We start from the raw sequence: 24,443 nt of genomic DNA, 5'->3' as shown, positions 1-24,443 counted from the left end.
ATCAATTATTTCAATTTATATTCTGAATTGCAAACCGCAGGGTCAGTAATGTTGTTTATCGACACCGTTCAGCGTTCAAAATGACTCAGTGGCGTGTTAAGCCCCATTTTTGATTCATTTTCAGGGCAGACCGTCACAGCAATATCCAATGTATGCGCGCCACTGCCGATCATCATGCCACGCACCGGGGAAATGTCCGCATAATCACGGCCCCAGCTTAAGGTAATGTGCTCGGTATTCACAAAAATATTGTTGGTGGGGTCGCTATCAATCCATCCAAAGCCGGGCATATAAACAGACACCCAGGCATGCGACGCGTCTGCCCCAACCAGGCGAGCCTGCCCTTCCGGGGGGTGCGTAAGGATATAACCACTAACATAACGCGCAGCCAAACCAACCGAACGTAAACACGACAACATTAGATGCGCGAAGTCCTGGCACACTCCTTTACGATGATCGAACACGTCGGTTACCGGTGTTGACACAGTTGTTGCCGCCGGATCAAAAGTAAACTCTGAATAAATTCTGTTCTGCAAAGCCCGAACAAGCCCACACAAAGATTGACCGGGAAACATCATTTCCCGAGTCCAATCAGCAAACACGCGTTTAACGCGAACATGCGACGACTCGTACAAGAACTTCATCGCCTCAAAATCCGAAGCCGAGTAACGTTTACCCGGTGCAAATCGATAAAAATCAATCACCTCCTCCAACGGCAAATCAACCGATGAAGCAGGCAAGTAGCGTGGTTTAACCTCAACTCTGGAGCGCGACCGGAACTCAAGCTCAGTATGCTCTTGTTCCAGGCAAAACAATAAAACCTCATTGCCGAATGCGTCGCGCATTGTATGGATATGCGACGGTAGTGGCTGAATATCAACGTGACACGAATACACGTCCTGCCAAGGTAATTGCCGCGGTGTCAAGCGCAGAATCTGACGTGACAAACTGACCGGTAATTGATAGCGGTATAAGGTGTCATGCATTACCTGATAGACCATACTGACACTCATGACGCCACCTCGTTACGCACATCGACCACGTCATTATCGTGATAATGGTCTGCGAGTAAGAAGTACTGCCGACTGATGTCACGCGTTAACGTATCCACCAATTTTTGCGCTAGTTCACATAACCCAACCAAACGTTCGCAAACCAGACGATGATCCACTTGAGGCGCAACAAACTGGCCCAGATCAAACGATTGCAACTGCTCACCCAAGGTGTCCAGTAGCGCAACGGATTGCCCACCGTTTAGTTCAAAATCGTTCAAGCGGGAACGAATTTTTTCACACTGATATTTCAGCGAATGCGGGTTGGTCGGATCAAACAAAGTGATGTAAATAACCGACAGCAACTCCGGCTCCCGTCGATAGCGGGCGCGATACGTCACCACACTGTTCAACAGTCTCAGGGCACTACCCTCAAAAATCTTTTGTTCGGCAGAGGGAAGCTGCAAAAAATATGCCATCACCTGTCCGGCATGGCGCAGCCGCTCAACCACCCTTCCCAGTTCAAGGAACGACCAGCCGTCGTCGCGCGTCATCTGCTCATGCACAAACCCGCCCAACGAGGCGCACATTAACGCCAGGTTATCGAGATGCGACTGCACCGCAGGCAATGAACGCGGCATCACTGCCACCGAATTTCGCATTTTGCTGATCACCAGCCAATTGTCTTGCGAGAGCCGCTCTTTAACATTCCACCCACAAAAATAAAGTCGATAAACATTGTTTACCAAAGACTCAACAGCGTCGGACTGGGAAACCGCAGCTCGAAGCAAGTCGAGCGCTCCCTGCGTTGGGTGGTGGACGGCCGGCCCGGCCTGCATAATGAACATTTGCTCACACAACTTGTGCACCAATGCCACTTTTTGTTGATCAATTTGCGTGTCATTGCCCACCAAACCCGCCAGTAATTGCAGACAACGCACAACATGCTCACAACGTGCGCCATAGCGCCCCATCCAAAAAAGGTTGTCACCGACACGCGCTGAAACATCGACATGAGAGGCCAGCAAATCTTCCAGACTCAGGTCCGAAGCTATTTGGGCGTCAGCGGGGTCAGGACCCTCGCCATTCGAAAGCCCTTTTTTGGCGGACAAGGATACCTGGGTTACCCAGACATCCTTGCTCGCCCCCTGATTACGACGAGAAATCAACGTTTGGCTACGGTCATAACCCACATGCGCTATGCCGCCGGGCATGACGGCATAAGTTCCATCCGGCCTGGCCACGGCAAAAACACGCACCAGATAGGGGTAAGCATCCAAAGACGCTGACCCGGCATCGGCAATATCGGGGGTCAGCGCCAGATCCAACGCCTCATGCGCGACATACGCCTGGGGTTGCGCCTCAATACTTTCACGAAGTGACTGCTGTTCTTTTTGGCTCAAAGCACCTACCAAAACCGTATCCTGCCTCATGCCTGTGAACGCAGGTTTAATAACCAGATCATTTAAATGAGCCAACACGTAGTCCAGCGAACCGGCGTCTCCGCACCACCATGTTTGCACCGACGGCATTTTCAATGGCTCACCAAGTACCTTGCTGCACAAACCCGGCAAATACGCTTGCAAGCCGGGCGATTCAAGCACACCACTACCCAGCGCATTTGCCATAATCAGATTGCCTTGCCGAATCGCATGAACCAGCCCGGGCACACCCAACATTGACCCCGCATCCAGTTCCATCGGGTCACACTCCCGATCGTTCATGCAACGCAAAACCACATGGACTTTTCTCAAGCCCCGTAGTGTTTTCATATATAAAAAGTCGTCTCGCACTGTCAGATCGGCGCTTTCGACCAACGGGAAGCCCAACTGACTCGACAAATAGGCATGCTCAAAATAAAGATCGTGTTCCGGACCCGGCGACAAAAGAACGACGATTGGGTTATCAGCACGATTCGCTGCATAGTGCTTAAGCGTCTGCTGCAATGTTTCATAAAAGGCTGTTTGGTGTCGAACATGTGAGGCGGAAAATGCTTCGGCAAGAAGGGGCGCTACGATTTGACGATTCTGCAAAGCGAACCCAGCCCCCCGGCAGTCTTGTGTGTAGTCGGCAATTAATTTCCAGCGCCCGTCGGCGCAACGTGCAATATCGGCCGCATAAAGGTGCAATTTCGGGGTGTCGCTGGGAAGCAAATACTGACAGGGCCACAAGTACCCTTTTTGACCAAGCACTAAAGTGGCCGGAATATCGCTATTCGACAAAAGCTGTTGCTCGCCATAAATATCCGACAAAATGTAATCCAACAGCTTTGCCCGTTGCGCGATCGCGCCGGCAATCGTGGCCCATTCGTCCTGCTCAACCGCTACCGGCACCAAACTTAAACGCCAGGGCTGATACAACCCTTCAACTTCGGAATAAGCGTTATAACTGAGTCCAAAACTGCGTAGCCGTTCAGCTACAAGATCGATATGCTCCTGAAAAGAATTTTCAGCGAAGCCCTCCAACTGGCGCACAAGCGGTACCCAATGAGGTCTTACAGCACCATGTTGATCCAGCAGTTCATTGTAGTGACCGGCATGATTCAAATACTGGTTAAGTAATGCGTCTTGTCTCATTTGAACGGAACCAGAAAATCTCGGCTAATTCGTTCACCCAACTCATTTACACGCGAAAGATAAGTTTCAAGGTATCCATGCAAACCAGTCGCAAAGATTTCACTGACCGAGCCGTATTTTAAGTCGGCATAGAGCCGCCCTGCCATCTTGACCGTTGTGTGAGAAGACGAGTCGTGCAAAGACGCCACCATTTTGGCTACGTTTCCTGTGCACGATGTCAAAGAGCGTGGCATGTCTTCACGCAGTACCAGCAACTCAACTACCGCACGCGAACTAATGGCATCACGATAAAGACGGCGGTAGATTTCAAAGCCGGAAAGCGAACGCAACAATGATGCCCAATAGTAAAACTCTGCTGACACGTCAACCTGGCTACCTGCCGAATCGTGCGGAGTCCCCCGCTGAAATTTAACGTCAAGAATTCGAGCAGTATTGTCTGCACGTTCCAGAAAAGTCCCTAAACGCGTGAAGTGATAAGCCTCATCACGCAACATCGTTCCAACCTGAACACCACGCAATAAATGGGAGCGCAATTTAATCCAGTCAAACAAGCGTACCGGATCTTTTTGCAAAACTCGACCTTTAAGCATTTTGTTCATGTCAAGCCAAGTTCCATTAAGCGTTTCCCACACCTCCGTAGGCAAAACACCACGCACCGCGCGGGCATTCTCCCGGGCTGCGCGAATGCAACTCAACATCGAGGACGGGTTATCGGGATCTTGCACCATAAAATCGATGACATCAGTTGCCGAGGCACGCGCAAATGTCGCGAAGTACTGGTCGGACAACTCGGAAATTTCCAATACACCGCGCCAATTTCCCTCTACATACTGATCGATCGTGTTCAGCAGCGCTGTTTGATAACTTACTTCCAGCATTCGGGCGGTGTTCTCGGCACGTTCCGCATAACGTGCCATCCAGAAAAAATGGTCTGCAGTCCGACTTAACATGCTTGCCCTCGCATCTTTGGCAGTTGTGTGCCGCTTAACTTACAACCCAGGTATCTTTGGTTCCGCCGCCTTGCGACGAGTTAACCACCAACGACCCTTTTTTTAGTGCTACACGTGTCAGCCCACCTTGCACCATGGAAATGCGTTTCGAGCCCGTTAAAACGAAAGGACGCAAATCGATGTGACGCGGGGCAACCCCTTCTTCCACAAAGGTGGGGCATGTAGAAAGCGCCAGAGTGGGTTGCGCAATATAACGGGTCGGATCGGCCTTAATCAGGCTACTAAATGTATCAAGCTCTTTTTTTGTTGCGTAAGGCCCAACCAGCATACCGTACCCTCCGGCCCCATGCGTTTCTTTAACAACCAAATTGGATAAATTCGCCAATACATAACTGAGATCTTCCGGACGTCGGCACACAAAGGTTTCGACGTTCTTCAACAAGGGCTTTTCGCCCAAATAAAACTGAATCATGTCCGGTACATAGGGGTACACCGACTTGTCATCGGCGATACCCGTTCCAATTGCATTGCAGAGCGTTACATTACCCGCACGGTAAACCGACATCAGACCTTTAACACCCAGTTGTGAGTCTTCCCGAAAAACGGCCGGGTCAAGAAAGTCGTCATCAACACGGCGATAAATAACGTCAACCCGCTGAGGACCCCGCGTAGTGCGCATATATAAATAATTATCTTTCACAAAAAGATCTGACCCCTCAACCAGTTCGACACCCATTTGCTGAGCCAAAAAAGCGTGCTCGAAATAGGCCGAGTTATACATGCCGGGCGTAAGAACCACCATTGTGGGGTCGTCCACTCCCCCCGGTTCCGCGCTGGTTAAGGCATCTAGCAACAAACTGGGATAATGCGCTATCGGTGTAATTCGGTTGGACGCAAAAAGTTCGGGAAACAGGCGCATCATCATGCGCCTGTTTTCAAGCATGTAGCTCACTCCGGAAGGCACGCGAAGGTTGTCTTCAAGCACATAAAATTCACCACTTCCCGCGCGAACAATATCAATTCCGGCAATGTGCGCATAAATATTGTGGGGTACATCCACACCCACCATTTCGGGACGAAACTGCGTATTGGCAAGAACCAGATCCTCAGGAATACGATTGGCGCGCAGAATATTTTGCTCGTGATAGATATCGTGCAAAAACATATTCAATGCCGTAACACGCTGACGCAAGCCTTCTTCAAGCAAGGCCCATTCGGCTGCGGGAAAGATGCGCGGAATAATATCAAAAGGTATCGTACGCTCGGTACCCGCCTGATCACCGTACACGGCAAACGTGATACCAACCTGCTGAAAAATAAGCTCGGCTTCTTCCCTTTTATGGGTAATATCCTGGAACGCCTGCTCTTTCAGCCAAGACTCAAACGCTTGGTAGTGTGAACGAACCGCCGGCTTAGTCACGCCCGGATTCACCCACATCTCGTCATAAAACGACATGCATTCCCCCAATTGGAAAAGGTTGAACTCATTTTACATGCCGTCGTTGAACCTGGTTATCGCACTGCAGGCCCAATGTACCGACTTGTTTGCTGCCGCCCAGCGGACACATTACACTCTTTGCTTTGCAATGGCGGACATTGCCTACCCACTTCTAAAACAGAACCCTGCATGGACACCAAACCTAAAGGGCGCAGCATTCGCCCGAACCCCGACAACTGCCCATGGACAAATGTACAGGAAGACGGTCATAACCTGACGGTTGACCAATTCCCCAGTACTGTCATCGTGCAGTTGGCCAACTCCTTGCGACGTGAGGTCACAACCAAATACGCAGAAAAATATGGCCTGACGGTTTCTGAGTGGCGGTTATTATCGCTATTGGCGCGATTTGCACCCATTCCATTCAGCGAGTTGGTGGCCTTGTCGGGCTCCGATAAAGCTTTGGTCAGCCGGACCTTGCGCGCGCTCGAGCAACACGGCTTCTGCAAAGTTCAGCCGGAACCGGGCGGCCACAAGAAAAAACTGATCTGTGAAATTACACATGCTGGACTGACCAAACATGAAATCGTCATGCCGGTGGCCCAACGATTGCAGGCCGCCGTCCTGGCGCAACTGACCAAAACCGAACGCGAAATAATGTATTCCGCGCTCATGAAGCTGCATGAAGCCTGCGATAACGGAAAACTGACACTCGATTAAAGTTTTTCAAAAACAATTTAATTGATGTTTATCCTATGTTGACACATCAACATAATTCGCGCTAATGTGCGCCTACAATCATATGACACAGGGAGCTTGCACCATGAGCGAATCCATTATCGGCGCACGCATTCCGCAAGTAACTGCCCGCACCAAAGTTTCCGGTACAGCCCAATATGCGGGCGATCTGAAAATGGCAGGCATGCTACACGGCAAAGTATTGCGCAGCCCTTATCCCCACGCGCGAATCATTAGCATCGACACCTCGCGTGCCAGAGCACTCAAAGGTGTCAAAGCCGTCCTTACAGGCGAAGACACCCCCACCCGCATGTGGGGCTCTGCACGTAAAGAGCGGCGTATTCTTGCCGCCGGCAAAGTCCGGTTTGCAGGCGAGGAAGTGGCCGCCGTCGCCGCCGTCAGTGATGAAATCGCGCGAGACGCGCTTGAGCTTATTCGCGTTGAGTACGAAGAGCTACCCACTTTGCTAGACCCCTTTTCCGCGTTGGAGCCGGGCGCCATTGAAATTCACGACGGAACCGGCAATATCGCTTATGAAACCCATGTTGACCGGGGTAACGTGGACAAAGGCTTTGATTCAGCAGCCGCTATTTACGAAGCCACGTATGAAATGCCTCCCCAATACCCGGGTTATCTGGAGCCTATGGGCACCCTGGCCGCCGTCGACGGCGATGGTCGCATTACCGTTTGGGCACCCACACAATCTGTATTTATGTCGCGCTCGCGCCTTGCCGAAGCGCTTGATGTCCCTCATTCACGCGTTCGATTCATTCAAACCATAACAGGCGGCGCGTTTGGCGCCAAAGCCGTTGAAGATGCCAACACACCCATTGCGGCGCTGCTGGCATTGAAAACCGGCAAGCCGGTGCGTTTGGTAAACACGCGGCTTGAAGACTTCCTGGGCGCCCCAACCAGCATGGGCGCCACCGTTTGGCTTCGCATGGGGGTTTCAAAAGAGGGCCTCATCGTTGCCAAAGACTCCATGATTATCGGCAACAACGGCGCCTACACAGGGCTGGCCTCACATGTTATTCACGTTACTTCCATGCGCAGCGACTCAATGCACCGCATCGAAAACGTACGGGCACGCGGCAAGCTGGTTTACACCAATCATATCCCCAGCGGCGCATTCCGGGGTTTCGGCGGCCAGCAAATGGCTTTCCCGTTGAATAGCCACCTTACGATGTTGGCTGAAAAAATTGGCATGGACCCAGTTGAAATGCAATTGCGCAATGCCATCCAAACGGGCGACACCAGCGTGCATGGTTGGGTCATGCGCAGTTGCGGGCTGTCCGACTGCATCAAGCAGTCCACTGAAGCCATTGGATGGGCCGATAAACGTGGTTCCAATAAATCGGTCCCTCACACAGCAGCAATTAAGCGCGGGTTGGGGGTTGCAGCCGGCATTCACGTGAGTGCCAATCGGCAATTAGGCAATTGGGACGGTTCCACCGCCGTGGTAAAAATGAACGAGGATGGCCGGGTGACACTTTTATCGGCCGAGTCGGATATGGGGCAAGGCGCCACTACCATGATGGCACAAGTCTGTGCGCATGAACTGGGCATTCCAATCAGCCACGTCACCGTATCGCAACCGGACAGCGACGTATCACCGTTCGGTATCGGCGCCATTGCATCGCGCGTCACCATTATCGCTGGGAATGCCGTGCGCATGGCCGCCAGTGAAGCACGAGAAAAACTGTTTGCCGTCGTTGCAGAAAAACTGAACGTTCAAGCCTCCGACCTTAAGGTCGAGAACGGCGCCATTGTCGTCAAGAACAACCGGGAAAAGTCAGTATCTTTACCCGACGCAGTGCGTTTGCATTTATTCCGACATGGCGGCGAGGGTGTCTACGCCAAAGCCACTTACGACCCGCCTACTGTCATGGCCGACAAAAACTATTACGGCGACGTCGCACCTGCCTATTCATTTGCCGCCCAGGCAGTTGAAGTGGAAGTGGATACTGAAACCGGGCAAGTACGCTTGGTGCAGAGCTACACCTCGGATGACTGCGGCAAAGCCTTGAACCCCATGGCGGTGCACGGACAAACCTCGGGCGCCACGGCCCAATCAACCGGGTGGGCACTCTATGAAAATCTCGACTTCCAGGACGGCCGCCTGATGAACGGCAACTTTGCCGACTACAACATGCCAACGGCTAATTCCGTCCCTACCCTGCAAAGCGGCATTATCGAATCGAACGACCCTAACGGGCCTTATGGGGCGAAAGGTGCGAGCGAGACGGCCATTCTGCCCGGCGCGGCGGCCATCGCAAACGCGGTTTACGATGCCATTGGAGTGCGTATCAACTCGCTGCCCATCACGCCCGAAAAAGTTCTCGCAGCATTGCGCGACAAACGCAATGAAGGAGCGAATCATGCATGATTTTGAATATCTTGAACCAACAACAGCGCAAGACGCATGCAAAATGCTGGCTGATTTTGGTGAAGACAGCCGGATTATTGCCGGAGGGACTGCACTACTGCTGGGTATGCGGCAACGCATGTTGTCACCGTCTCACTTAATTTCCCTGGGTAAGCTCGATAACCTGCGAAAAATTGAGTTTGAAGAAGGTGTCGGCCTACAAATTGGCGCATTGGTACGCCATGCCGATATCGCTCGGTCTGAAGTCATTAACCAACATTTCCCTATCCTGGCCAGCATGGCCTCGCGCCTTGCCAATCCACAAGTGCGAAACGCCGGCACCATTGGTGGCAATCTCTGTTACGGCGACCCCGCTACCGACCCGCCCGGCTGCCTACTGGCACTGGGCGCCCAAATTGTCGTGATGGGTCCGAAAGGAGAACGATGCCTGGCAATTGACGATTTTCTGGTGGATTATTTTCAAACCGCACTGGAACCTGATGAAATCGTAACCCACATCCTGATTCCCGCTTTACCTGACGATGTTCTCGGATCCTACACTCGCTTTCTTAGAACACCAGCCGAGCATCGGCCATTAGTGAATATTGCCCTATTGGCTCAAACAGCAGATCGCAGAACCTGCGGGCAAATTCGCATTGCCATGGGCGCCTCAACCACAACGGCTACCCGCCTTAACAAAGCTGAAGCCTATCTTGAGGGCAAAACCATCACCACCGAAGTCTGTGCGCAGGCAGCCGATCTTGCCGTACAAGACTTATCAACCATATCCGACTCCCGAGGCTCCGCCGAATATCGCCTGGAAATGACGCGTGTTGTATTGCGTCGCTCTCTCGGCGCTTTGTTCAACCTCGATCAGCAATAAGGAGCGATCTATGAGTAAACATACAATCGACGTGACCGTAAATGGCGAGGAAATGACGGTTGAGGTCGTCTCCCGACGTTTGCTGTCCGACTTTCTTAGAGACGACTTAAACCTGACAGGCACAAAACGAGGGTGCGAAACCGGCATTTGCGGCGCATGCTCAGTCATTGTCGACGGTGAGGTGGTGAAATCGTGCTTGTCCCTGGCGGTTCAAGCCAATGGCAAAGACATCACGACGATCGAAGGGCTATCACAAGACGGGCAACTACATCCGGTGCAGGAGTCATTTATGAACTGCGGTGGTTTGCAATGCGGCTATTGCACGCCCGGCTTCATCATGACGGCAACCGCCATGCTCAATCACACGCCCAATCCAACTGAAGAAGAGATCCGCGAAGGCCTGAACGGCAATTTATGCCGTTGCACCGGCTATGTGGGCATTGTTGAGTCCATCCAATCCGCAGCAGGAAAATTAAATGGAAATTGAAAAGAAAATGACAATTGCAGCGCCCAGGGAAAAAGTTTGGGCCATGCTGCTCGACCCTAATGTCATGGGCGCCTGTGTTCCGGGCATGGAATCAATTGACGTTATTAGCGATACAGAATATCTGGTCAGCATCCACGTCAAAATGTCGTTCATCAGTGCGCGTTTCAAAGTCCGCACCTTTGTGGTTGAAACGCGCGAGCCCGAGTACCTGAAAAGCGAAGGTAAAGGGGAAGACTCCAGCCTGACCAGCTCGCTAAAACACACCAGCGAAGTCTTTCTTACTGAGTTAGGCCCCAACGAAACCGAATTTCGCACAATCGTGAACGTTGAGCTTCTTGGCCGTCTGGGCAGTTTCGGCATGAATATGGTGAAAACCAAAGCCGACCGCATGTGGGACGATTTCGGCCGGAAACTGGCTGAACGCATCACGGGTGAAACCCAGCCGGAACCTGCGACAATGAACAAAATCCCATCCACAGCCGAAGGCGAGAGCACATCGGAAGACCAAACCGGCGCTGCGGGCGCCGACAAGGGCTCTTTAATGTCCCGGATGCGTTCGGTATTCGGCTCCTCCTCGTCGTAGAATAGGATATTGGCAATTAATACCGCTTCAACTTAATGTTCAATCCTTCACGAGAGCAAGTTCGCACGTTTTTTACCGAGTCCTGGCAAAAGCATCTGAATAATCAGGTGCTGACGCCGCTTGAAACAATGGCGGTTGACTGGATTCAGCAACATCCCGAATACCACGATGAATTATTGCGCAAAGACGCTCTGAACGCCGAATATACTGTGGAAAGCGGCCGAACCAACCCCTTTCTTCATCTGTCGATGCATCTGGCCATTTCAGAACAACTCTCAATTGATCACCCACCCGGCATTCGCGCAGCGCACGACTCACTGGCACAAAAAGTGGGCGCCCATGGAGCGGCGCATGAAATAATGGAATGTTTGGGTGAAGTCGTATGGGAAGCCCAACGCTTGGGCAAGCCTTTCAATAACGACACCTACCTGGAACTGATTCAGCGCCGCACGACTCGGAGCTGAATTCATTCAAAAAAGGGCGCCGTAAATTGCGCCCCTTTCTCAATAAAATTATCGGCGAACGCCGAAAACGTTACTTGGTGCTAAGCGGCGAAGGCAAGCTGGACAACCAGGCAGCGATGTTTTTCATATCCTGACTGGAAAGCTGGGCAGCGAACGCACCCATAATGGCGTTTTTACGTACATTGGCTGAAGCCGGTTCGCCTTGCTGCCCTCTTTGGTAGGCGCGTAGCGCATGTTCAAGATAGTCGGCATGCTGGCCTGCCAGAATAGGATAAGCAGGCATGGTGGGTGTTTTGGCATCGGCACCATGGCAACTGGCACAGTTGAATTTCTGATAAGCCGCCTGACCGGCCGCCAAATCAGCTGCGGAAGCCAAAGGAGCTACCGCCAACAACGCCGAACCCAACAGGGCGAGTGTTAGTTTCTTCATGAGAGCTCCCGATTATTTGAGGTTGGAATAATAAGCGGCCAGGTCGGCCATGTCTTGTTCAGACAGGCTTTTGGCAATGGCTTCCATTGTGGGGAAGCTTCTTGCACCACTGGCATATTCCTTCAGCGCCGCCACAATGTACTCGGCGTTTTGCCCTGCAATTTTTGGTACATGGTAAACCTCGGGAAAGCTGGACTTGTACCCTTCAATGCCGTGGCAACCAATGCACATGGACACTTTGTTCACCGCGGCTTTCGCATTGGCGGCCCCAGACTCTTGAGCCTGAACCTGCCCGATAAACCCACAGGATGCCATAACGGCTAGCGCAGACAGCGTGCGCGTCATTTTTGTTCGCAACTTCATAGTAGCTCTTGTTTGGCGGTAAATAAACGGCCGACCACCCCTAGGTGACCGACAAATCCTTAGAATTGTACGATAATTATCGACACTACCGTTAACTGATTGGTTAACGTTGCGTGAACTGCATTTTAATACGGACTTTTTCATGACACTTAATCCCGCTTCCAATACAACCCGTTTTGAAGGAACAGATCAATACATTGCCACCGACGATCTCAAACTGGCAGTCAATGCCGCTCTTGCACTTGAGCGCCCCCTGCTTATCAAGGGAGAACCCGGAACAGGCAAAACCATGTTGGCCGAACAACTTGCACGCGCCTTGGGCCGCCCTTTACTGCAATGGCACGTGAAATCCACCACCAAGGCCCATCAAGGGCTTTACGAATACGACGCTGTATCACGCCTGCGCGATTCCCAGTTAGGCGACGAAAAAGTTCGGGACATCGGAAACTACATTGTGAAAGGGGTGCTTTGGGAGGCCTTTGAAGCCGACGAACCCACTGTGGTGCTTATCGATGAAATCGACAAAGCCGACATCGAATTTCCCAACGACCTGTTGCGTGAGCTGGACCAGATGTCCTTCCATGTTTATGAAACGCGTGAAACCATTACTGCCAAGCACCGGCCGCTTATCATCATTACGTCGAACAATGAGAAAGATCTGCCCGACGCATTTTTGCGTCGATGTTTCTTTCACTACATCAACTTTCCCGATCGCGACACACTGCAGGAAATTGTCGACGTTCATTACCCCAACATCAAAAACGACGTGCTTGAAGCAGCACTGGACACCTTTTTCACATTACGTGACGTCCCCGGCCTGAAGAAAAAGCCCTCAACGTCTGAGTTTCTCGACTGGTTGCGACTTCTGGTCGCCGAATCCGTCTCCGCCGACGAAATCGGTGATCCCACTCAAGGGCTTCCCGCCTTATCAGGCGCATTGTTGAAAAATGAGCAAGACCTGACCCTGCTGCAACGATTGGCAGCCGTTACCCGTGCCAGTCAACGACGCTAAGGAAGCTTAAGCCGTTATGTTGCTTGATTTTTTCTATCACCTGCGTGAGCACCGTTTACCCGTCTCTGTTCAGGAGTACCTCACCCTCCTGAGCACATTGAAAAGCAAAATCATGCCACCGTCGCTGAATGATTTCTATTATTTGGCGCGCCTGGTGTTGATTAAAGACGAAACGTTATTCGATCGCTACGATCAGGCGTTCGGCGCCTTCTATCAACAAATTGAAGCAGCCGTGCCAGTCGACAAAGAGATACCGCTCGATTGGCTCATCAAAGAGTTCCAGAAAAAACTAACGCCGGAAGAGAAAGCGGCCATTGAGAAACACGGCTGGGACAAGCTGATGGAGCTTTTCAAGAAAACGCTTGAAGAGCAAGACGAGCGTCATGCCGGCGGCAGCAAATGGATTGGGACGGGTGGCACCTCGGCCTTTGGTCATGGCGGCTATCACCCCGAAGGCATCCGTGTAAATGGTCCGTCGGCCGGTAACCGAACCGCGGTAAAAGTGTGGGAAAAGCGCGAATATCGCGATTACGACGATTCGCAAGAGCTGGGCACACGTAATTTCAAAATGGCTTTGCGCCGTTTACGACGATTCGCTCGCGAAGGTGCCGCGCTGGAACTTGATCTGAACGACACTATTCGGCAAACGGCTCGCAACGCAGGCTTGCTGGACCTCCAACTGGTCCCCGAGCGACATAACGCCGTTAAGGTACTCATGTTGCTCGACGTGGGTGGCAGCATGGACGACCACATCAAACAAGTCGAGGAACTCTTCTCCGCCGCACGCAGTGAATTCCAACACCTGGAGGTGTACTACTTCCACAATTGCCCATACGAATTCCTTTGGCAACACAATCATCGCCGACACTCGGAACGAATTGAAACCTGGGATGTCATACGCAAATACAACGATGACTGGCGGTTGATTATTGTAGGCGATGCAACGATGAGTCCTTACGAGATCCTGACACCCGGTGGCTCGGCGGAGCATCACAATCGGGAAACAGGTGCCGCGTGGTTGCAACGCCTGCTGGATAATTGGCCCCGTTCTGTGTGGCTTAACCCGGAGCCCGAAGGTTATTGGCCCTACCGTCAGTCTATCGGCATTATCCGCGACCTTGTGCACAACCATATGTACGGGGTCACGGTTAGTGGTCTTGAACAGGCCATGCGGCATTTGTCCAAGTAACGATTCCAACGGTTAAACCCAACTTTTCCAGCGCATGCAAACTTCAAATCGACGCCCCGCCTTTTCCTTCAGTTTCTTAAAGCAACCAAACCGCCTGCTGGCAATACTGGCCATGTTTTTACTCCCATGCTCATTTGCATGGGCACAAAACAGCCAAGTTGTTTTGCCTGAAGGCGTCACGGCCGGCCCTGTCGTAGAAGGCACCAGACAGTACACGCTGGAGAACGGGTTAACCGTGCTGCTTAGCCCTGACGCCTCCAAAGCCTCTGTCACCGTCAACATGACTTATCTGGTCGGCTCCCGCCACGAAAACTACGGTCAAACCGGCATGGCGCATTTACTGGAACACATGTTGTTCCGGGGCACCCCAAGTCTACCCAACGCGCTGGCGGAATTCTCAAAACGGGGGCTGCGTGCCAACGGATCCACATCCAGCGACAGAACCAACTATTACGCTACCTTTGCATCCGACCCCGAACTGCTTGAATGGTATTTACGCTGGCAAGCCGACGTCATGGTTAACGCCACCATTTCACGCGCCGATCTCGGCACGGAAATGACTGTTGTCCGCAATGAAATGGAGGCCGGCGAAAACAGCCCTTTCGAATCGCTCATGCAGAAAGTGCAATCGGCTGCCTACCAATGGCACAACTATGGCAACGACACGATTGGTGCACGATCCGACGTTGAGAATGTTGATATCGAGCAATTGCGCGCCTTTTATCGTCTGTACTACCAACCCGACAATGCTGTGCTGATCGTTTCGGGCCGCTTCGATCTGCAAAAGACCCTTAATCTGGTGACAAACGCATTCTCGGAAATTCCACGGCCAAAGCGCAGTCTTCCGCCCGAATACACCATAGAACCTGTCCAGGAAGGGGAGCAAGAGGTTATCGTACGCCGGCAAGGCGGCACGCCGCTGGTGCTCGCGCAATACCATATTCCGGCGGCAGCCAGCCCTGAATTCGTCGCCTTTGATCTTGGCGCCATGATACTGGCCGACACCCCCTCCGGACGCCTTTACAAGGCCTTGGTTCAGAAGGGCCTGGCAGCTCACAGCTTTGGTTTTGCAAGGCCTATGCGGCAGCCGGGCTATGCGCTTTTCGGGGCGCAACTGGAAAACGGCATGAATCCGGACGAAGCGCTGAATATCTTAACCGAAACACTTGAAGACCTTGAAACCCAGCCATTCACCGTCGAGGAGCTTGAGAGAGCACGAACCCAATGGATGACGAGTTGGGAACAAACCCATGCCGACCCCGCCTCGCTGGCTTCAGCGCTTTCTGAAAGTGCAGCATTAGGTGATTGGCGCTTGTTCTACTGGACGCGCGAACAAGCCGAAAAAGCAAATTTAGAAGCCGTCCAGGAAGTCACCTCGGCCTACCTGGTGCCTTCAAACCGCACCACCGGCTTATATATTCCAACGGAATCAACCCAACGTGCCCCAAAACCGAAGGCAACGGATCCAGCCGCGTTGCTGAAAGACTTTGAGGGGCGCGAATTAAACGATCCAACCGCGGCATTCGAAGCCTCTCCCCAGAATATCGACGCGCAAACCGTTCGTGAAACTTTGTCTTTGGACAATGGCACTATTGAACTTGCCTTACTGCCCAAACCCACCCGTGGCGACCGGGTTGAAGCTCGTCTCCTGCTTCAGGCAGGCAGCGCCGAAGACCTGAAAAACCTGCGTACCGTATCAAGCACAGCGGCCGCGTTACTGACCCGTGGAACAACCCAGTACACGCGCCAGGAAATTGCCGACCGCTTCGACCAACTGCAGGCACAGGTAGGCTTTGGCGGAGGCGGTAATCAAGTTGGCATCAATATCTCTGTACCCGGAAAGAATTTACCCGATGTTATAGAACTGGTGGGTCACATTCTGCGCGAAGCCACCTACCCTGCCGAGGAATTGGATCGCTACAAAACCCAAGCTCGCGCTTCAATAGAAAGCGCAATGACACAACCCGGTTCGGTTGCATCTCGCACACTCGCGCGACACGACAACCCGTGGCCACCCTCTGATATTCGTTATGTACCCACTTTCAAAGAGGCGCTGGACGAAATCAATTCACTGAATCGCAATGCACTGATCAACTTTCATCAACGCTTTTACGGGGCGGCCACACTACGTTTCAGTGCAGTTGGCTCATTTAACCCTCAAAATACGAAAAATGCGCTTTTGCAGGCCTTCAAAAACTGGAAATCGGCCCCTGAATATAAACGCATTGAACAGCCTTTCCGCAAGGTGGAGCCGGAACAATTCACCTTACACACACCCGACAAGGCAAACGCCGTTTTCATGGCGTTTCAACCATTAAATGTTCAAGACGATGCCCCCGACTATACGGCCTTGTACGTGGCCAACTACATTCTAGGTGGGTCGTCGTCGTCACGACTATGGTCTCGTATTCGCGTAGAGGAAGGTATTTCGTACGACGTAGGCAGCAGTATTGACGCCTCGGCGTTCGAGCCCAGCGGTGAATGGTCGCTATCGGCCATTCTGGCACCCGAAAACGCGCAGCGTTTCAAACAGGCAATGAATGAGGAGCTTGAACGTGCAATACAGGATGGCTTCACGCAAGAAGAGCTTAACGAAGCTATTCGCGCATTAATGAATTTGCGTCGTTTGAATCGCAGTAACGATGGCGTGCTTGCCAGTGTATGGCTGGACTACATGCAGGAAGGCAGAAGCTTTGCCTGGTCGGCCAAAATAGACAAAGAGCTTGAGGCCCTGACATTGGAGCAGGTCAATGCTGCCGCCCGCAAATATTTTCAGCCTCAAGCCCTGAGTAGCGCCCTGGCGGGGGACTTCCCCAACCAGGCAAACGCCGAAACAAAACAAGGTGAATAAACTTTAACTAAAAAAGTTTTTTACCCGATCTGTCCAGGAGTCGCTTTTGGGGGAGTGTTTCTCCCCACCTTGCGACAAAGACGCCTCGAACTGGCGCAACAATTTCTTTTGGTCTTCGCTGAGTCGTACGGGCGTTTCCACTGCAACGTGGCAGTAGAGATCACCGGGATAACTCGAACGAATACCTTTGATACCCTTGCCGCGCAGACGGAACGTTTTACCTGTTTGCGTGCCCTCGGGAATCGTAATGGAGCCTTTGCCGCTCAGTGTGGGCACCTCAACATCGCCCCCTAATGCAGCCGTCGTGAACGGAATCGTTAGTTCACAATGCAAGTCCTCGCCGTCACGCTGGAAAATAGAATGCTGCTTAAGGTGAATTTCAACGTAAAGGTCGCCGGGCGGCCCACCATTTACGCCGGGTTCGCCATTGCCGGCCGAACGAATTCGCATGCCGTCGTCAATGCCGGCGGGAATCTTGACTTGCAACGTTTTATTGCGTCGAATCCGGCCCACGCCATCGCATGCCACGCACGGATCCGTAATTTCCTTGCCGCTGCCATGACAGGTTGGGCAAGTTTGCTGCACACTGAAAAAACCCTGCTGCATCCGCACCGCGCCATTACCACCGCAAGTACTGCATGTTTGCGGCTGGGTTCCCGGCTTGGCACCTGAGCCTTTGCAAGTATCGCAATTTTCCCAGCTGGGTACCCGTATTTCAGTATCAAAGCCTGTAGCCGCTTGCTCAAGCGAAATTTCCAGGGTGTATTTCAGGTCGGCACCGCGGTACACCTGCGGGCCGCCACGCCGGCCTCCGGCGCCACCAAAAATTTCACCAAAAATATCACCAAAGGCGTCGGCAAAGCCTGCGCCGCCCATACCGGCACCGCCCATGCCGGCACCAGCCGCATTGGGGTCGACACCTGCATGACCGAATCGATCATATGCCGCTCTTTTTTCAGGGTCGCTGAGCATCTCATAAGCTTCTTTCGCTTCCTTGAATTTCTCTTCGGCCTCCTTGCTGTCGGGGTTGCGATCAGGATGATACTTCATGGCCAGCTTGCGGTAGGCCTTTCGTAATTCATCTTCGGTCGCATTTTTCCCTACGCCCAGCACTTCGTAAAAGTCGCGTTTTGCCATATTTTCTTTGCGCCTGCTTGCGCTTAAATTGAATCAGTAATAAACAACAACGCCCGATTTCCGGAAAACACCAGAAACCGGGCTAAGAACCGCTAAAACGAGCCCTTACTTGTCGTCGCGCTTAACTTCTTTGAAGTCGGCATCAACGACGTTCTCGTCTTCCGGTTGCTGGGCGGTCGCGCCATCGGCACCTTGCTGCGCCGCTGCCTGAGCCTGCATATCGGCGTACATCTTTTCGCCGAGCTTCTGCGAAGCTGATGTCAGTGCCTCAACCTTGGCGTCAATCGCTTCCTTGTCGCCATCTTTAAGGACCTCTTCCACTTCCTTGATAGCCGCCTCAATGGCTTCTTTCTCGGAAGCTTCCAGCTTGTCGCCATACTCTTCCAGCGACTTGCGGGTGGAATGTACCAATGCTTCGGCCTGGTTTCGCGTCGTGGCCAATTCGGCTATACGACGGTCTTCTTCAGCATTGACCTCGGCATCTTTCACCATGCGCTCAATTTCGTCATCTGTTAGACCCGAATTGGCTTTAATGGTGATCTTGTTCTCTTTACCGGTACCTTTGTCTTTCGCAGACACATGCAAAATACCATTGGCGTCGATATCGAACGTAACTTCGATTTGCGGCACGCCACGCGGTGACGGCGGAATCCCTTCAAGGTTGAATTCACCCAGGCTCTTGTTACCCGCTGCGATTTCACGCTCACCCTGGAATACCTTGATGGTTACGGCCGGCTGATTGTCGTCGGCAGTTGAGAACACTTGCGAAAAACGGGTGGGAATCGTCGTGTTCTTCTGAATCATCTTGGTCATGACGCCACCAAGCGTTTCAATACCCAGCGACAACGGTGTCACGTCGAGCAGCAAAACGTCTTTGCGATCGCCGGACAATACCGAGCCCTGAATAGCCGCGCCGGCAGCAACCGCTTCATCGGGGTTGACGTCTTTACGTGGATCGCGACCGAAGAACTCTTTAACCTTCTCCTGTACTTTCGGCATGCGTGTCATGCCGCCAACCAAAATCACGTCGTGAATTTCTGAAACCTTGACACCTGCGTCTTTAATGGCAATGCGGCATGGCTCAATGGTGCGCTCGATGAGCTCTTCAACCAATGCCTCCAGTTTGGCGCGCGACAGTTTCAGGTTCAAATGCTTGGGACCTGAGGCATCGGCGGTAATATAAGGCAGGTTAATCTCGGTTTGCTGCGTGGAAGACAGCTCGATCTTGGCTTTCTCAGCCGCCTCTTTCAAGCGCTGCAGAGCCAAAACGTCTTTCGACAAGTCAACGCCGCTTTCTTTCTTGAACTCATCGATAATGTAATCAATGATGCGTTGGTCGAAGTCTTCGCCGCCCAGGAAAGTATCGCCGTTGGTCGACAACACTTCGAACTGCTTTTCACCGTCGATATCGGCGATTTCAATGATCGAGACGTCGAACGTACCACCACCCAGGTCATAAACCGCAATTTTGCGATCGCCTTTTTCGGTCTTATCCATACCGAAAGCCAATGCGGCCGCGGTGGGCTCGTTAATAATACGCTTGACCTCAAGGCCTGCAATGCGCCCGGCATCTTTGGTTGCCTGGCGCTGGCTGTCGTTGAAGTAGGCCGGCACAGTAATGACCGCCTCGGTGACTTCTTCACCCAGATAGTCTTCCGCCGTTTTCTTCATTTTGCGCAACACATCGGCTGACACCTGGGGAGGGGCCAATTGCTTGCCCTGCGCCTCAACCCAAGCATCACCGTTGTCTGCCTTGACGATTTTATAAGGCATCAGATCAATATCTTTCTGAACCGCCTTTTCATCAAATTTACGACCAATCAGGCGCTTGACCGCGTAAAGCGTGTTGGCCGGATTGGTGACTGCCTGACGTTTGGCGGGCGCACCCACCAGAATTTCGCCGTCTTGCATGTACGCCACAATCGACGGCGTGGTGCGCGCACCTTCCGAGTTTTCAATAATGTTGACCTTGCCGCCGTCCATCACAGCAACACAGCTGTTGGTCGTGCCCAGGTCAATACCAATAATTTTGCCCATAATGTATCGCCTTAAAAATTGCGTTCAATTCAGTTGGAAACAAACTTGACTGATTCTTAAGTGGGGCCTGCCTTAAACTTTTCAAGGCATACCCCACAGAGTTTTTTTCTTTGCGCCGTGAGCGCGCCTGACTATTGCGCCGGCTTGCCCGAAGACACCGCCACCAGGGCGGGCCTGAGCACGCGATCAGCAATCGTATAGCCCTTCTGCAGCATTTGCACAACCGCGCCTTCCGGCAGATCGGACGGAACCGAAGAAATGGCCTGGTGCAAATTGGGGTCGAATTTATCACCCTCCGCCGGCGCCACTTCCTTAAGCTGATTACGCTCAAATGCGCCTATCAATTGTTTCAGCGTGGCTTCAACCCCCGACTGCCAAGCTTCGGGGGTTTGATCTTTCAACCCAAGCGCAGCCTCAAGACTGTCTTTAACCGGTACCAGGCTTTCAGCGAATGACTCAATACCGAATTTACGCGCCTTGGCCACATCATCCTGAGCACGACGCCGAATATTCTCGGTTTCCGCTTTCGCCCGTAATAGCTCTTCGTAATACTGACCCACCTGAGCCTGCGCCTCTTCCAGTTTGGCTGCCAACGCCTCGGCCGACTCCAGTTCGACGGCCGGCTCTACATCGGCGGCACCCTCCCCTTCGGATAACACTTCATCTGCAGACTCCGAAGCTTTCGCAACCTGCTTATCGTCCTTAGGGTCAAGGGGCTCATTCTGTTTCGACATAACCACGCACTCCACTTCTGTTTGATTCGATCAAATGCAAATGGGGGCAAGCGCCCCCATTTCAAGACATTAGTACAAATAACTTACGCCTTTTCCGACCACCCCGAAAGATGTCGACGCACAATTTGAGAAAGTGCGTCCACCCATTGGGCATCATCATTCAAACAGGGGATATATCTGAATGTCTCTCCACCGGCCTGCAAAAACGCCTCACGGCACTCTTCTTGAATCTCTTCCAGCGTTTCCAGGCAATCCGCCAAAAAGCCAGGGCACATGACATCAATATGTTTTATCCCCTCCTGGGCCCAAGCCTTCAACGTAGGCTCGGTATAAGGTTGCAACCATTTTTCAGCCCCAAAACGGCTTTGAAACGAGACATAAACGCGTTCGGCGTCTTCCTGCGGTAAATGTGCCTTAATGGCGCGAACTGTATCCATGCAATCGCGATGATAGGGATCGCCTTGCAAAATGGTGCGCTGGGGCAAACCGTGAAAACTAAGCAATAAACGCTCCGGCTTGCCATGCGCATTCCAAAATGCAGTTAATTTGCTCACCAACGCCTGTATGTAGCCGGGATCATCCTGATAGCGCTTGATAAAACGCAGTTCCGGCTGATTACGCAAACGCGCTGTGTGAGCAGTTACGGCGTCGACCACAGTGGCGGTGGTACTGGCCGCATATTGCGGATACAAGGGAACAGTAAGAATACGTTCACACCCGTGCTTGCGCAGTGCGTCGATGCCCGCCTCTATGGAAGGATTTCCGTAACGCATAGCCAATATGACCCGAACATCTGCCCCCCCCGTTTGCAGCGCCTTTTCAAGCCCGGCCGCTTGTGCCTGGCTGTAAACCACCAAGGGGGAACCTTGCTCAAGCCATATTCCCCGATAACGGGGCACCAGCTTGCGAGGCCGCGTTCGCAAAATAATGCCATGCAGGATAATGCGCCAGATCCATTGCGGTATCTCAATAACACGTGGATCCGACAAAAACTGCGCCAAATAACGCCGAATGGCAGATGCAGAGGGCTCATCCGGTGTGCCAAGGTTCACCACCAAAATACCGATCGGCCCAGAAGGCCGTACCGGCGGCTCAGGGTCTAACCCTTGGGGATCATGTGGTTCCGGATAATAGCGGGAAGGAAGTAAAGAAGGCATTGACGCCCTTTAATCGGTTCAGGAAGAAGAGTGATGGCTTAAAGCGTTGGATAACAATTTAGCCGTAATATCAACGATAGGGATGACGCGATCATAAGCCATACGGGTTGGCCCGATTACACCCAGTGTACCCACTACTCTACCGTCGATACCATAGGGCGCAGTAATGACCGAAACGTCCTCAAGCGGCACCAGTTGCGAGTCACCGCCAATGTATATCTGCACGCCTTCCGCCCGGCTGGAAACATCGAGCAACTGAAGTAAATCGGTTTTTTTCTCGAACAGCGCAAACATGCGGCGCAGACGATCCATATCAGAAGCAATATCGGACACGTCGAGCAACTTTCTTTCACCCGAAATATAAACGCCGTCATCGGTTTCATCGGAAACGGTACCCGCTTCAACCGCCTGCTGCATCAGCCGCGAAATATCTTCCTTCAAAGAGGAGAGCTCGTCTTTGATGGCAACACGCACTTCGTTGAACGACTTGCCGGCAAAATGCTGATTAAAAAAATTACTGGCTTCCGTCAGTTCCTGATCGAGATAATCGCGTTGAACAAACAGAATACGATTTTGCACATCGCCGTCCGGCGTGACGATAATCAACAATACACGCCGGTCGGAAAGGCGAATAAATTCAATTTGCCGAAAAACCTGAGTGCGCTTGGGCGCCATTACAACTCCGGCAAAGCGGGTTAAATTCGACAACAAAGTAGCCGCCGCATTCACCGTGCGACTTGGATCGGTTACCGGCAACATTTCCCGAATTTGCGAAGGCTGAAGAATTTCAAAGCGTTGCGTGGCCAGCAAACGATCTACAAAGAGGCGGTAGCCCCTAGGCGTAGGCACACGGCCCGCCGAAGTGTGAGGACTTTGAATCAGGCCAAGTTCTTCTAGGTCGGCCATGACATTGCGAATTGTCGCGGGCGATAGCTCGAACATTTTCGAAAGCGTACGCGAACCGACCGGCTGGCCATCGGCAATGTATCGTTCGATTAATGCTTTCAGCAGTGACTTCGCTCTGTCATCCATGTCCATGGTGATACCTTACACTCCAGCAAGACAAACTTGTCAACAGATCCGCCACAATAACAACGGACACGACCCTATAATAAATTGAACTCACCTAAATCATCATATACAAGGTATCGGCACAATGCATTTTAAAACCGTTGCGCTAATCGGGCGCTACCAAGACTCGGGGCTCGACGCACCACTGCGCAGGCTGGCCCGGCATCTTGAAAGCGCCGGGTGCACTGTGCTGGTTGAATCCGACACGGCAATCAATACCGGCGTTACCGAATTCAAGACGGCATCTTACGCTGAAATAGGCGAACATGCGGATCTTGCCGTCATCATGGGCGGCGACGGCACCATGTTAGGTGCGGGCCGTATTTTGGCGCGCAGCAACGTCCCCCTTATCGGCATCAACCATGGGCGCCTGGGTTTCATCACCGATATTCCCATTCACACCGCCACCGATGCGCTGAGCCAGGTTATTGGGGGCCACTACGACATTGAAGAGCGGCTCATGCTTGAAGGCCGGGTCATGCGCGGCGACCAGGTCATGTTCTCGGGGGTCGCACTGAATGACGTTGTCATCAACCGTGCCGGTCGGGGCGGCATGATTGACCTGCGCGTTGAACTGGACGGAAACTTTATTTACAACCAGCGCGCCGACGGCCTAATCATTTCAACCCCCACGGGTTCAACCGCTTATGCCCTGTCGGCCAATGGGCCCGTTCTGCACCCGCAGTTGCAAACCATCCTGCTTGTTCCAGTCGCCCCACAAACCTTATCCAATCGGCCGATCGTCATTCCCGACAGCGGCGTCCTTAGCATGACAGTCACTGCCCTGGGGCGGGTTGAATCCGGTGCCAGCGTGCATTTCGACATGCAGGCCTGGTCTGAATGCCAACCGGGCGACAGAATCGACGTACAGCGCTCCAAAGACAACGTTCGTTTTGTGCATCCCCTGGGTTATAGCTTCTTTTCAACCCTGCGACGCAAGCTGCTTTGGAACCAGATCCCCCAGCTTTCCAACGAGGGCGAATAAT

At 52.5% G+C, this 24,443-nt stretch carries 21 protein-coding genes; 10 read left to right on the top strand and 11 right to left on the bottom strand.

The genetic code is table 11. The features are described from left to right. Positions 1-68 precede the first annotated feature (68 nt). Genes G9Q38_RS07460 through G9Q38_RS07445 form a run of 4 tightly spaced genes read right to left on the bottom strand, consistent with a single transcriptional unit; the run spans position 69 to position 5,974 of the window. Positions 69-1,013 (bottom strand): transglutaminase family protein, encoded by a 945-nt coding sequence (locus G9Q38_RS07460; RefSeq protein ID WP_166129507.1) that lies wholly within the window; start codon positions 1,011-1,013, stop codon positions 69-71. After that, entirely contained in the window at positions 1,010-3,568 is a 2,559-nt protein-coding gene (locus tag G9Q38_RS07455; protein ID WP_166129504.1) for a circularly permuted type 2 ATP-grasp protein, read from the bottom strand. The genes G9Q38_RS07460 and G9Q38_RS07455 overlap by 4 nt, the downstream gene beginning before the upstream one ends. Continuing rightward, a complete protein-coding gene (locus G9Q38_RS07450; protein ID WP_166129502.1) occupies positions 3,565-4,518 on the bottom strand; it encodes an alpha-E domain-containing protein in 954 nt (317 codons plus the stop codon). The genes G9Q38_RS07455 and G9Q38_RS07450 overlap by 4 nt, the downstream gene beginning before the upstream one ends. Positions 4,519-4,552: 34 nt before the next feature. Next, complete coding sequence (locus G9Q38_RS07445; RefSeq protein ID WP_166129499.1) at positions 4,553-5,974, bottom strand: circularly permuted type 2 ATP-grasp protein; 1,422 nt, start codon at positions 5,972-5,974, stop codon at positions 4,553-4,555. 171 nt (positions 5,975-6,145) lie between these two features. Here G9Q38_RS07445 and G9Q38_RS07440 point away from each other — a divergent pair, with 171 nt between their 5' ends. The 6 genes from G9Q38_RS07440 (at position 6,146) to G9Q38_RS07415 (ending at position 11,476) form a co-directional block, all read left to right on the top strand. Beyond that, positions 6,146-6,676 (top strand): MarR family winged helix-turn-helix transcriptional regulator, encoded by a 531-nt coding sequence (locus tag G9Q38_RS07440; protein ID WP_166129496.1) that lies wholly within the window; start codon positions 6,146-6,148, stop codon positions 6,674-6,676. 103 nt (positions 6,677-6,779) lie between these two features. Further along, positions 6,780-9,080, top strand: a complete 2,301-nt coding sequence (locus tag G9Q38_RS07435) for a xanthine dehydrogenase family protein molybdopterin-binding subunit (protein WP_166129494.1) — start codon at positions 6,780-6,782, stop codon at positions 9,078-9,080. Next, positions 9,073-9,942, top strand: coding sequence for an FAD binding domain-containing protein (locus G9Q38_RS07430; protein ID WP_166129491.1), 870 nt, complete (start codon positions 9,073-9,075; stop codon positions 9,940-9,942). Before G9Q38_RS07435 ends, G9Q38_RS07430 begins: the two co-directional genes overlap by 8 nt. A gap of 10 nt (positions 9,943-9,952) precedes the next feature. Then, positions 9,953-10,429 carry a (2Fe-2S)-binding protein gene (locus tag G9Q38_RS07425; RefSeq protein WP_166129489.1) on the top strand — a complete coding sequence of 159 codons (477 nt, stop codon included), beginning with the start codon at positions 9,953-9,955 and terminating at the stop codon, positions 10,427-10,429. Next, entirely contained in the window at positions 10,419-11,012 is a 594-nt protein-coding gene (locus G9Q38_RS07420) for an SRPBCC family protein (RefSeq protein ID WP_166129486.1), read from the top strand. Before G9Q38_RS07425 ends, G9Q38_RS07420 begins: the two co-directional genes overlap by 11 nt. 35 nt (positions 11,013-11,047) lie before the next feature. Continuing rightward, positions 11,048-11,476 carry a DUF1841 family protein gene (locus G9Q38_RS07415; protein ID WP_166129483.1) on the top strand — a complete coding sequence of 143 codons (429 nt, stop codon included), beginning with the start codon at positions 11,048-11,050 and terminating at the stop codon, positions 11,474-11,476. Between the two features lie 70 nt (positions 11,477-11,546). Here G9Q38_RS07415 and G9Q38_RS07410 read toward each other — a convergent pair whose 3' ends face one another. Both G9Q38_RS07410 and G9Q38_RS07405 read right to left on the bottom strand, forming a co-directional pair. Continuing rightward, positions 11,547-11,906: a c-type cytochrome gene (locus G9Q38_RS07410; RefSeq protein WP_166129481.1), complete on the bottom strand. Its 360-nt coding sequence runs from the start codon at positions 11,904-11,906 to the stop codon at positions 11,547-11,549. Positions 11,907-11,918: 12 nt separating this feature from the next. Then, positions 11,919-12,269: a c-type cytochrome gene (locus G9Q38_RS07405; protein WP_119515147.1), complete on the bottom strand. Its 351-nt coding sequence runs from the start codon at positions 12,267-12,269 to the stop codon at positions 11,919-11,921. A gap of 142 nt (positions 12,270-12,411) precedes the next feature. Here G9Q38_RS07405 and G9Q38_RS07400 point away from each other — a divergent pair, with 142 nt between their 5' ends. The 3 genes from G9Q38_RS07400 to G9Q38_RS07390 all read left to right on the top strand — a co-directional run bounded on the left by G9Q38_RS07400 (position 12,412) and on the right by G9Q38_RS07390 (position 17,321). Then, positions 12,412-13,281 (top strand): AAA family ATPase, encoded by an 870-nt coding sequence (locus tag G9Q38_RS07400; RefSeq protein WP_114419969.1) that lies wholly within the window; start codon positions 12,412-12,414, stop codon positions 13,279-13,281. Between the two features lie 16 nt (positions 13,282-13,297). Further along, the gene (locus G9Q38_RS07395) at positions 13,298-14,470 is read left to right on the top strand and encodes a vWA domain-containing protein (protein ID WP_166129478.1); all 1,173 of its coding nucleotides are present in this window, start codon (positions 13,298-13,300) and stop codon (positions 14,468-14,470) included. A 112-nt stretch (positions 14,471-14,582) separates the two neighbouring features. Further along, the gene (locus G9Q38_RS07390) at positions 14,583-17,321 is read left to right on the top strand and encodes a M16 family metallopeptidase (protein ID WP_166129476.1); all 2,739 of its coding nucleotides are present in this window, start codon (positions 14,583-14,585) and stop codon (positions 17,319-17,321) included. 3 nt (positions 17,322-17,324) lie between these two features. On the opposite strand, the gene dnaJ is transcribed toward G9Q38_RS07390, so the two are convergent. The 5 genes from dnaJ to hrcA form a co-directional block, all read right to left on the bottom strand. Then, positions 17,325-18,458: a molecular chaperone DnaJ gene (gene dnaJ, locus G9Q38_RS07385; RefSeq protein ID WP_166129473.1), complete on the bottom strand. Its 1,134-nt coding sequence runs from the start codon at positions 18,456-18,458 to the stop codon at positions 17,325-17,327. 105 nt (positions 18,459-18,563) lie between these two features. Continuing rightward, complete coding sequence (gene dnaK, locus G9Q38_RS07380; RefSeq protein WP_114419976.1) at positions 18,564-20,495, bottom strand: molecular chaperone DnaK; 1,932 nt, start codon at positions 20,493-20,495, stop codon at positions 18,564-18,566. Between the two features lie 131 nt (positions 20,496-20,626). Continuing rightward, entirely contained in the window at positions 20,627-21,229 is a 603-nt protein-coding gene (gene grpE, locus G9Q38_RS07375) for a nucleotide exchange factor GrpE (RefSeq protein WP_166129470.1), read from the bottom strand. An 83-nt stretch (positions 21,230-21,312) separates the two neighbouring features. Continuing rightward, positions 21,313-22,386, bottom strand: coding sequence for a ferrochelatase (hemH, locus tag G9Q38_RS07370; RefSeq protein WP_166129468.1), 1,074 nt, complete (start codon positions 22,384-22,386; stop codon positions 21,313-21,315). 18 nt (positions 22,387-22,404) lie between these two features. Then, a complete protein-coding gene (hrcA, locus tag G9Q38_RS07365; protein WP_166129465.1) occupies positions 22,405-23,418 on the bottom strand; it encodes a heat-inducible transcriptional repressor HrcA in 1,014 nt (337 codons plus the stop codon). A 124-nt stretch (positions 23,419-23,542) separates the two neighbouring features. Between hrcA and G9Q38_RS07360 the strand changes: the two genes are divergently transcribed. Further along, on the top strand, positions 23,543-24,442 hold the full coding sequence (locus G9Q38_RS07360; RefSeq protein ID WP_166129462.1) for an NAD kinase: 900 nt from the start codon (positions 23,543-23,545) through the stop codon (positions 24,440-24,442). Position 24,443: the final 1 nt, after the last annotated feature.

It is taken from the genome of Pusillimonas sp. DMV24BSW_D, from assembly GCF_011388195.1.
GTDB lineage: Bacteria > Pseudomonadota > Gammaproteobacteria > Burkholderiales > Burkholderiaceae_B > Neopusillimonas > Neopusillimonas aestuarii.
Note: the sequence above shows the minus strand (reverse complement) of the source record. Positions and strands in the feature narration are given on the sequence as shown.

Excerpts from the sequence above, each read along its gene's own strand:
- G9Q38_RS07390 (WP_166129476.1), top strand. The coding sequence starts at position 14,583 with ATGTTTTTACTCCCATGCTCATTTGCATGGGCACAAAACAGCCAAGTT.
- G9Q38_RS07415 (WP_166129483.1), top strand. The coding sequence starts at position 11,048 with ATGTTCAATCCTTCACGAGAGCAAGTTCGCACGTTTTTTACCGAGTCC.
- G9Q38_RS07395 (WP_166129478.1), top strand. The coding sequence starts at position 13,298 with ATGTTGCTTGATTTTTTCTATCACCTGCGTGAGCACCGTTTACCCGTC.
- grpE (WP_166129470.1), bottom strand. The coding sequence starts at position 21,229 with ATGTCGAAACAGAATGAGCCCCTTGACCCTAAGGACGATAAGCAGGTT.
- G9Q38_RS07410 (WP_166129481.1), bottom strand. The coding sequence starts at position 11,906 with ATGAAGAAACTAACACTCGCCCTGTTGGGTTCGGCGTTGTTGGCGGTA.
- hrcA (WP_166129465.1), bottom strand. The coding sequence starts at position 23,418 with ATGGATGACAGAGCGAAGTCACTGCTGAAAGCATTAATCGAACGATAC.
- G9Q38_RS07425 (WP_166129489.1), top strand. The coding sequence starts at position 9,953 with ATGAGTAAACATACAATCGACGTGACCGTAAATGGCGAGGAAATGACG.
- G9Q38_RS07455 (WP_166129504.1), bottom strand. The coding sequence starts at position 3,568 with ATGAGACAAGACGCATTACTTAACCAGTATTTGAATCATGCCGGTCAC.
- G9Q38_RS07420 (WP_166129486.1), top strand. The coding sequence starts at position 10,419 with ATGGAAATTGAAAAGAAAATGACAATTGCAGCGCCCAGGGAAAAAGTT.
- dnaK (WP_114419976.1), bottom strand. The coding sequence starts at position 20,495 with ATGGGCAAAATTATTGGTATTGACCTGGGCACGACCAACAGCTGTGTT.
- G9Q38_RS07430 (WP_166129491.1), top strand. The coding sequence starts at position 9,073 with ATGCATGATTTTGAATATCTTGAACCAACAACAGCGCAAGACGCATGC.
- hemH (WP_166129468.1), bottom strand. The coding sequence starts at position 22,386 with ATGCCTTCTTTACTTCCTTCCCGCTATTATCCGGAACCACATGATCCC.
- G9Q38_RS07360 (WP_166129462.1), top strand. The coding sequence starts at position 23,543 with ATGCATTTTAAAACCGTTGCGCTAATCGGGCGCTACCAAGACTCGGGG.
- G9Q38_RS07460 (WP_166129507.1), bottom strand. The coding sequence starts at position 1,013 with ATGAGTGTCAGTATGGTCTATCAGGTAATGCATGACACCTTATACCGC.
- G9Q38_RS07450 (WP_166129502.1), bottom strand. The coding sequence starts at position 4,518 with ATGTTAAGTCGGACTGCAGACCATTTTTTCTGGATGGCACGTTATGCG.
- dnaJ (WP_166129473.1), bottom strand. The coding sequence starts at position 18,458 with ATGGCAAAACGCGACTTTTACGAAGTGCTGGGCGTAGGGAAAAATGCG.
- G9Q38_RS07445 (WP_166129499.1), bottom strand. The coding sequence starts at position 5,974 with ATGTCGTTTTATGACGAGATGTGGGTGAATCCGGGCGTGACTAAGCCG.
- G9Q38_RS07435 (WP_166129494.1), top strand. The coding sequence starts at position 6,780 with ATGAGCGAATCCATTATCGGCGCACGCATTCCGCAAGTAACTGCCCGC.
- G9Q38_RS07405 (WP_119515147.1), bottom strand. The coding sequence starts at position 12,269 with ATGAAGTTGCGAACAAAAATGACGCGCACGCTGTCTGCGCTAGCCGTT.
- G9Q38_RS07400 (WP_114419969.1), top strand. The coding sequence starts at position 12,412 with ATGACACTTAATCCCGCTTCCAATACAACCCGTTTTGAAGGAACAGAT.
- G9Q38_RS07440 (WP_166129496.1), top strand. The coding sequence starts at position 6,146 with ATGGACACCAAACCTAAAGGGCGCAGCATTCGCCCGAACCCCGACAAC.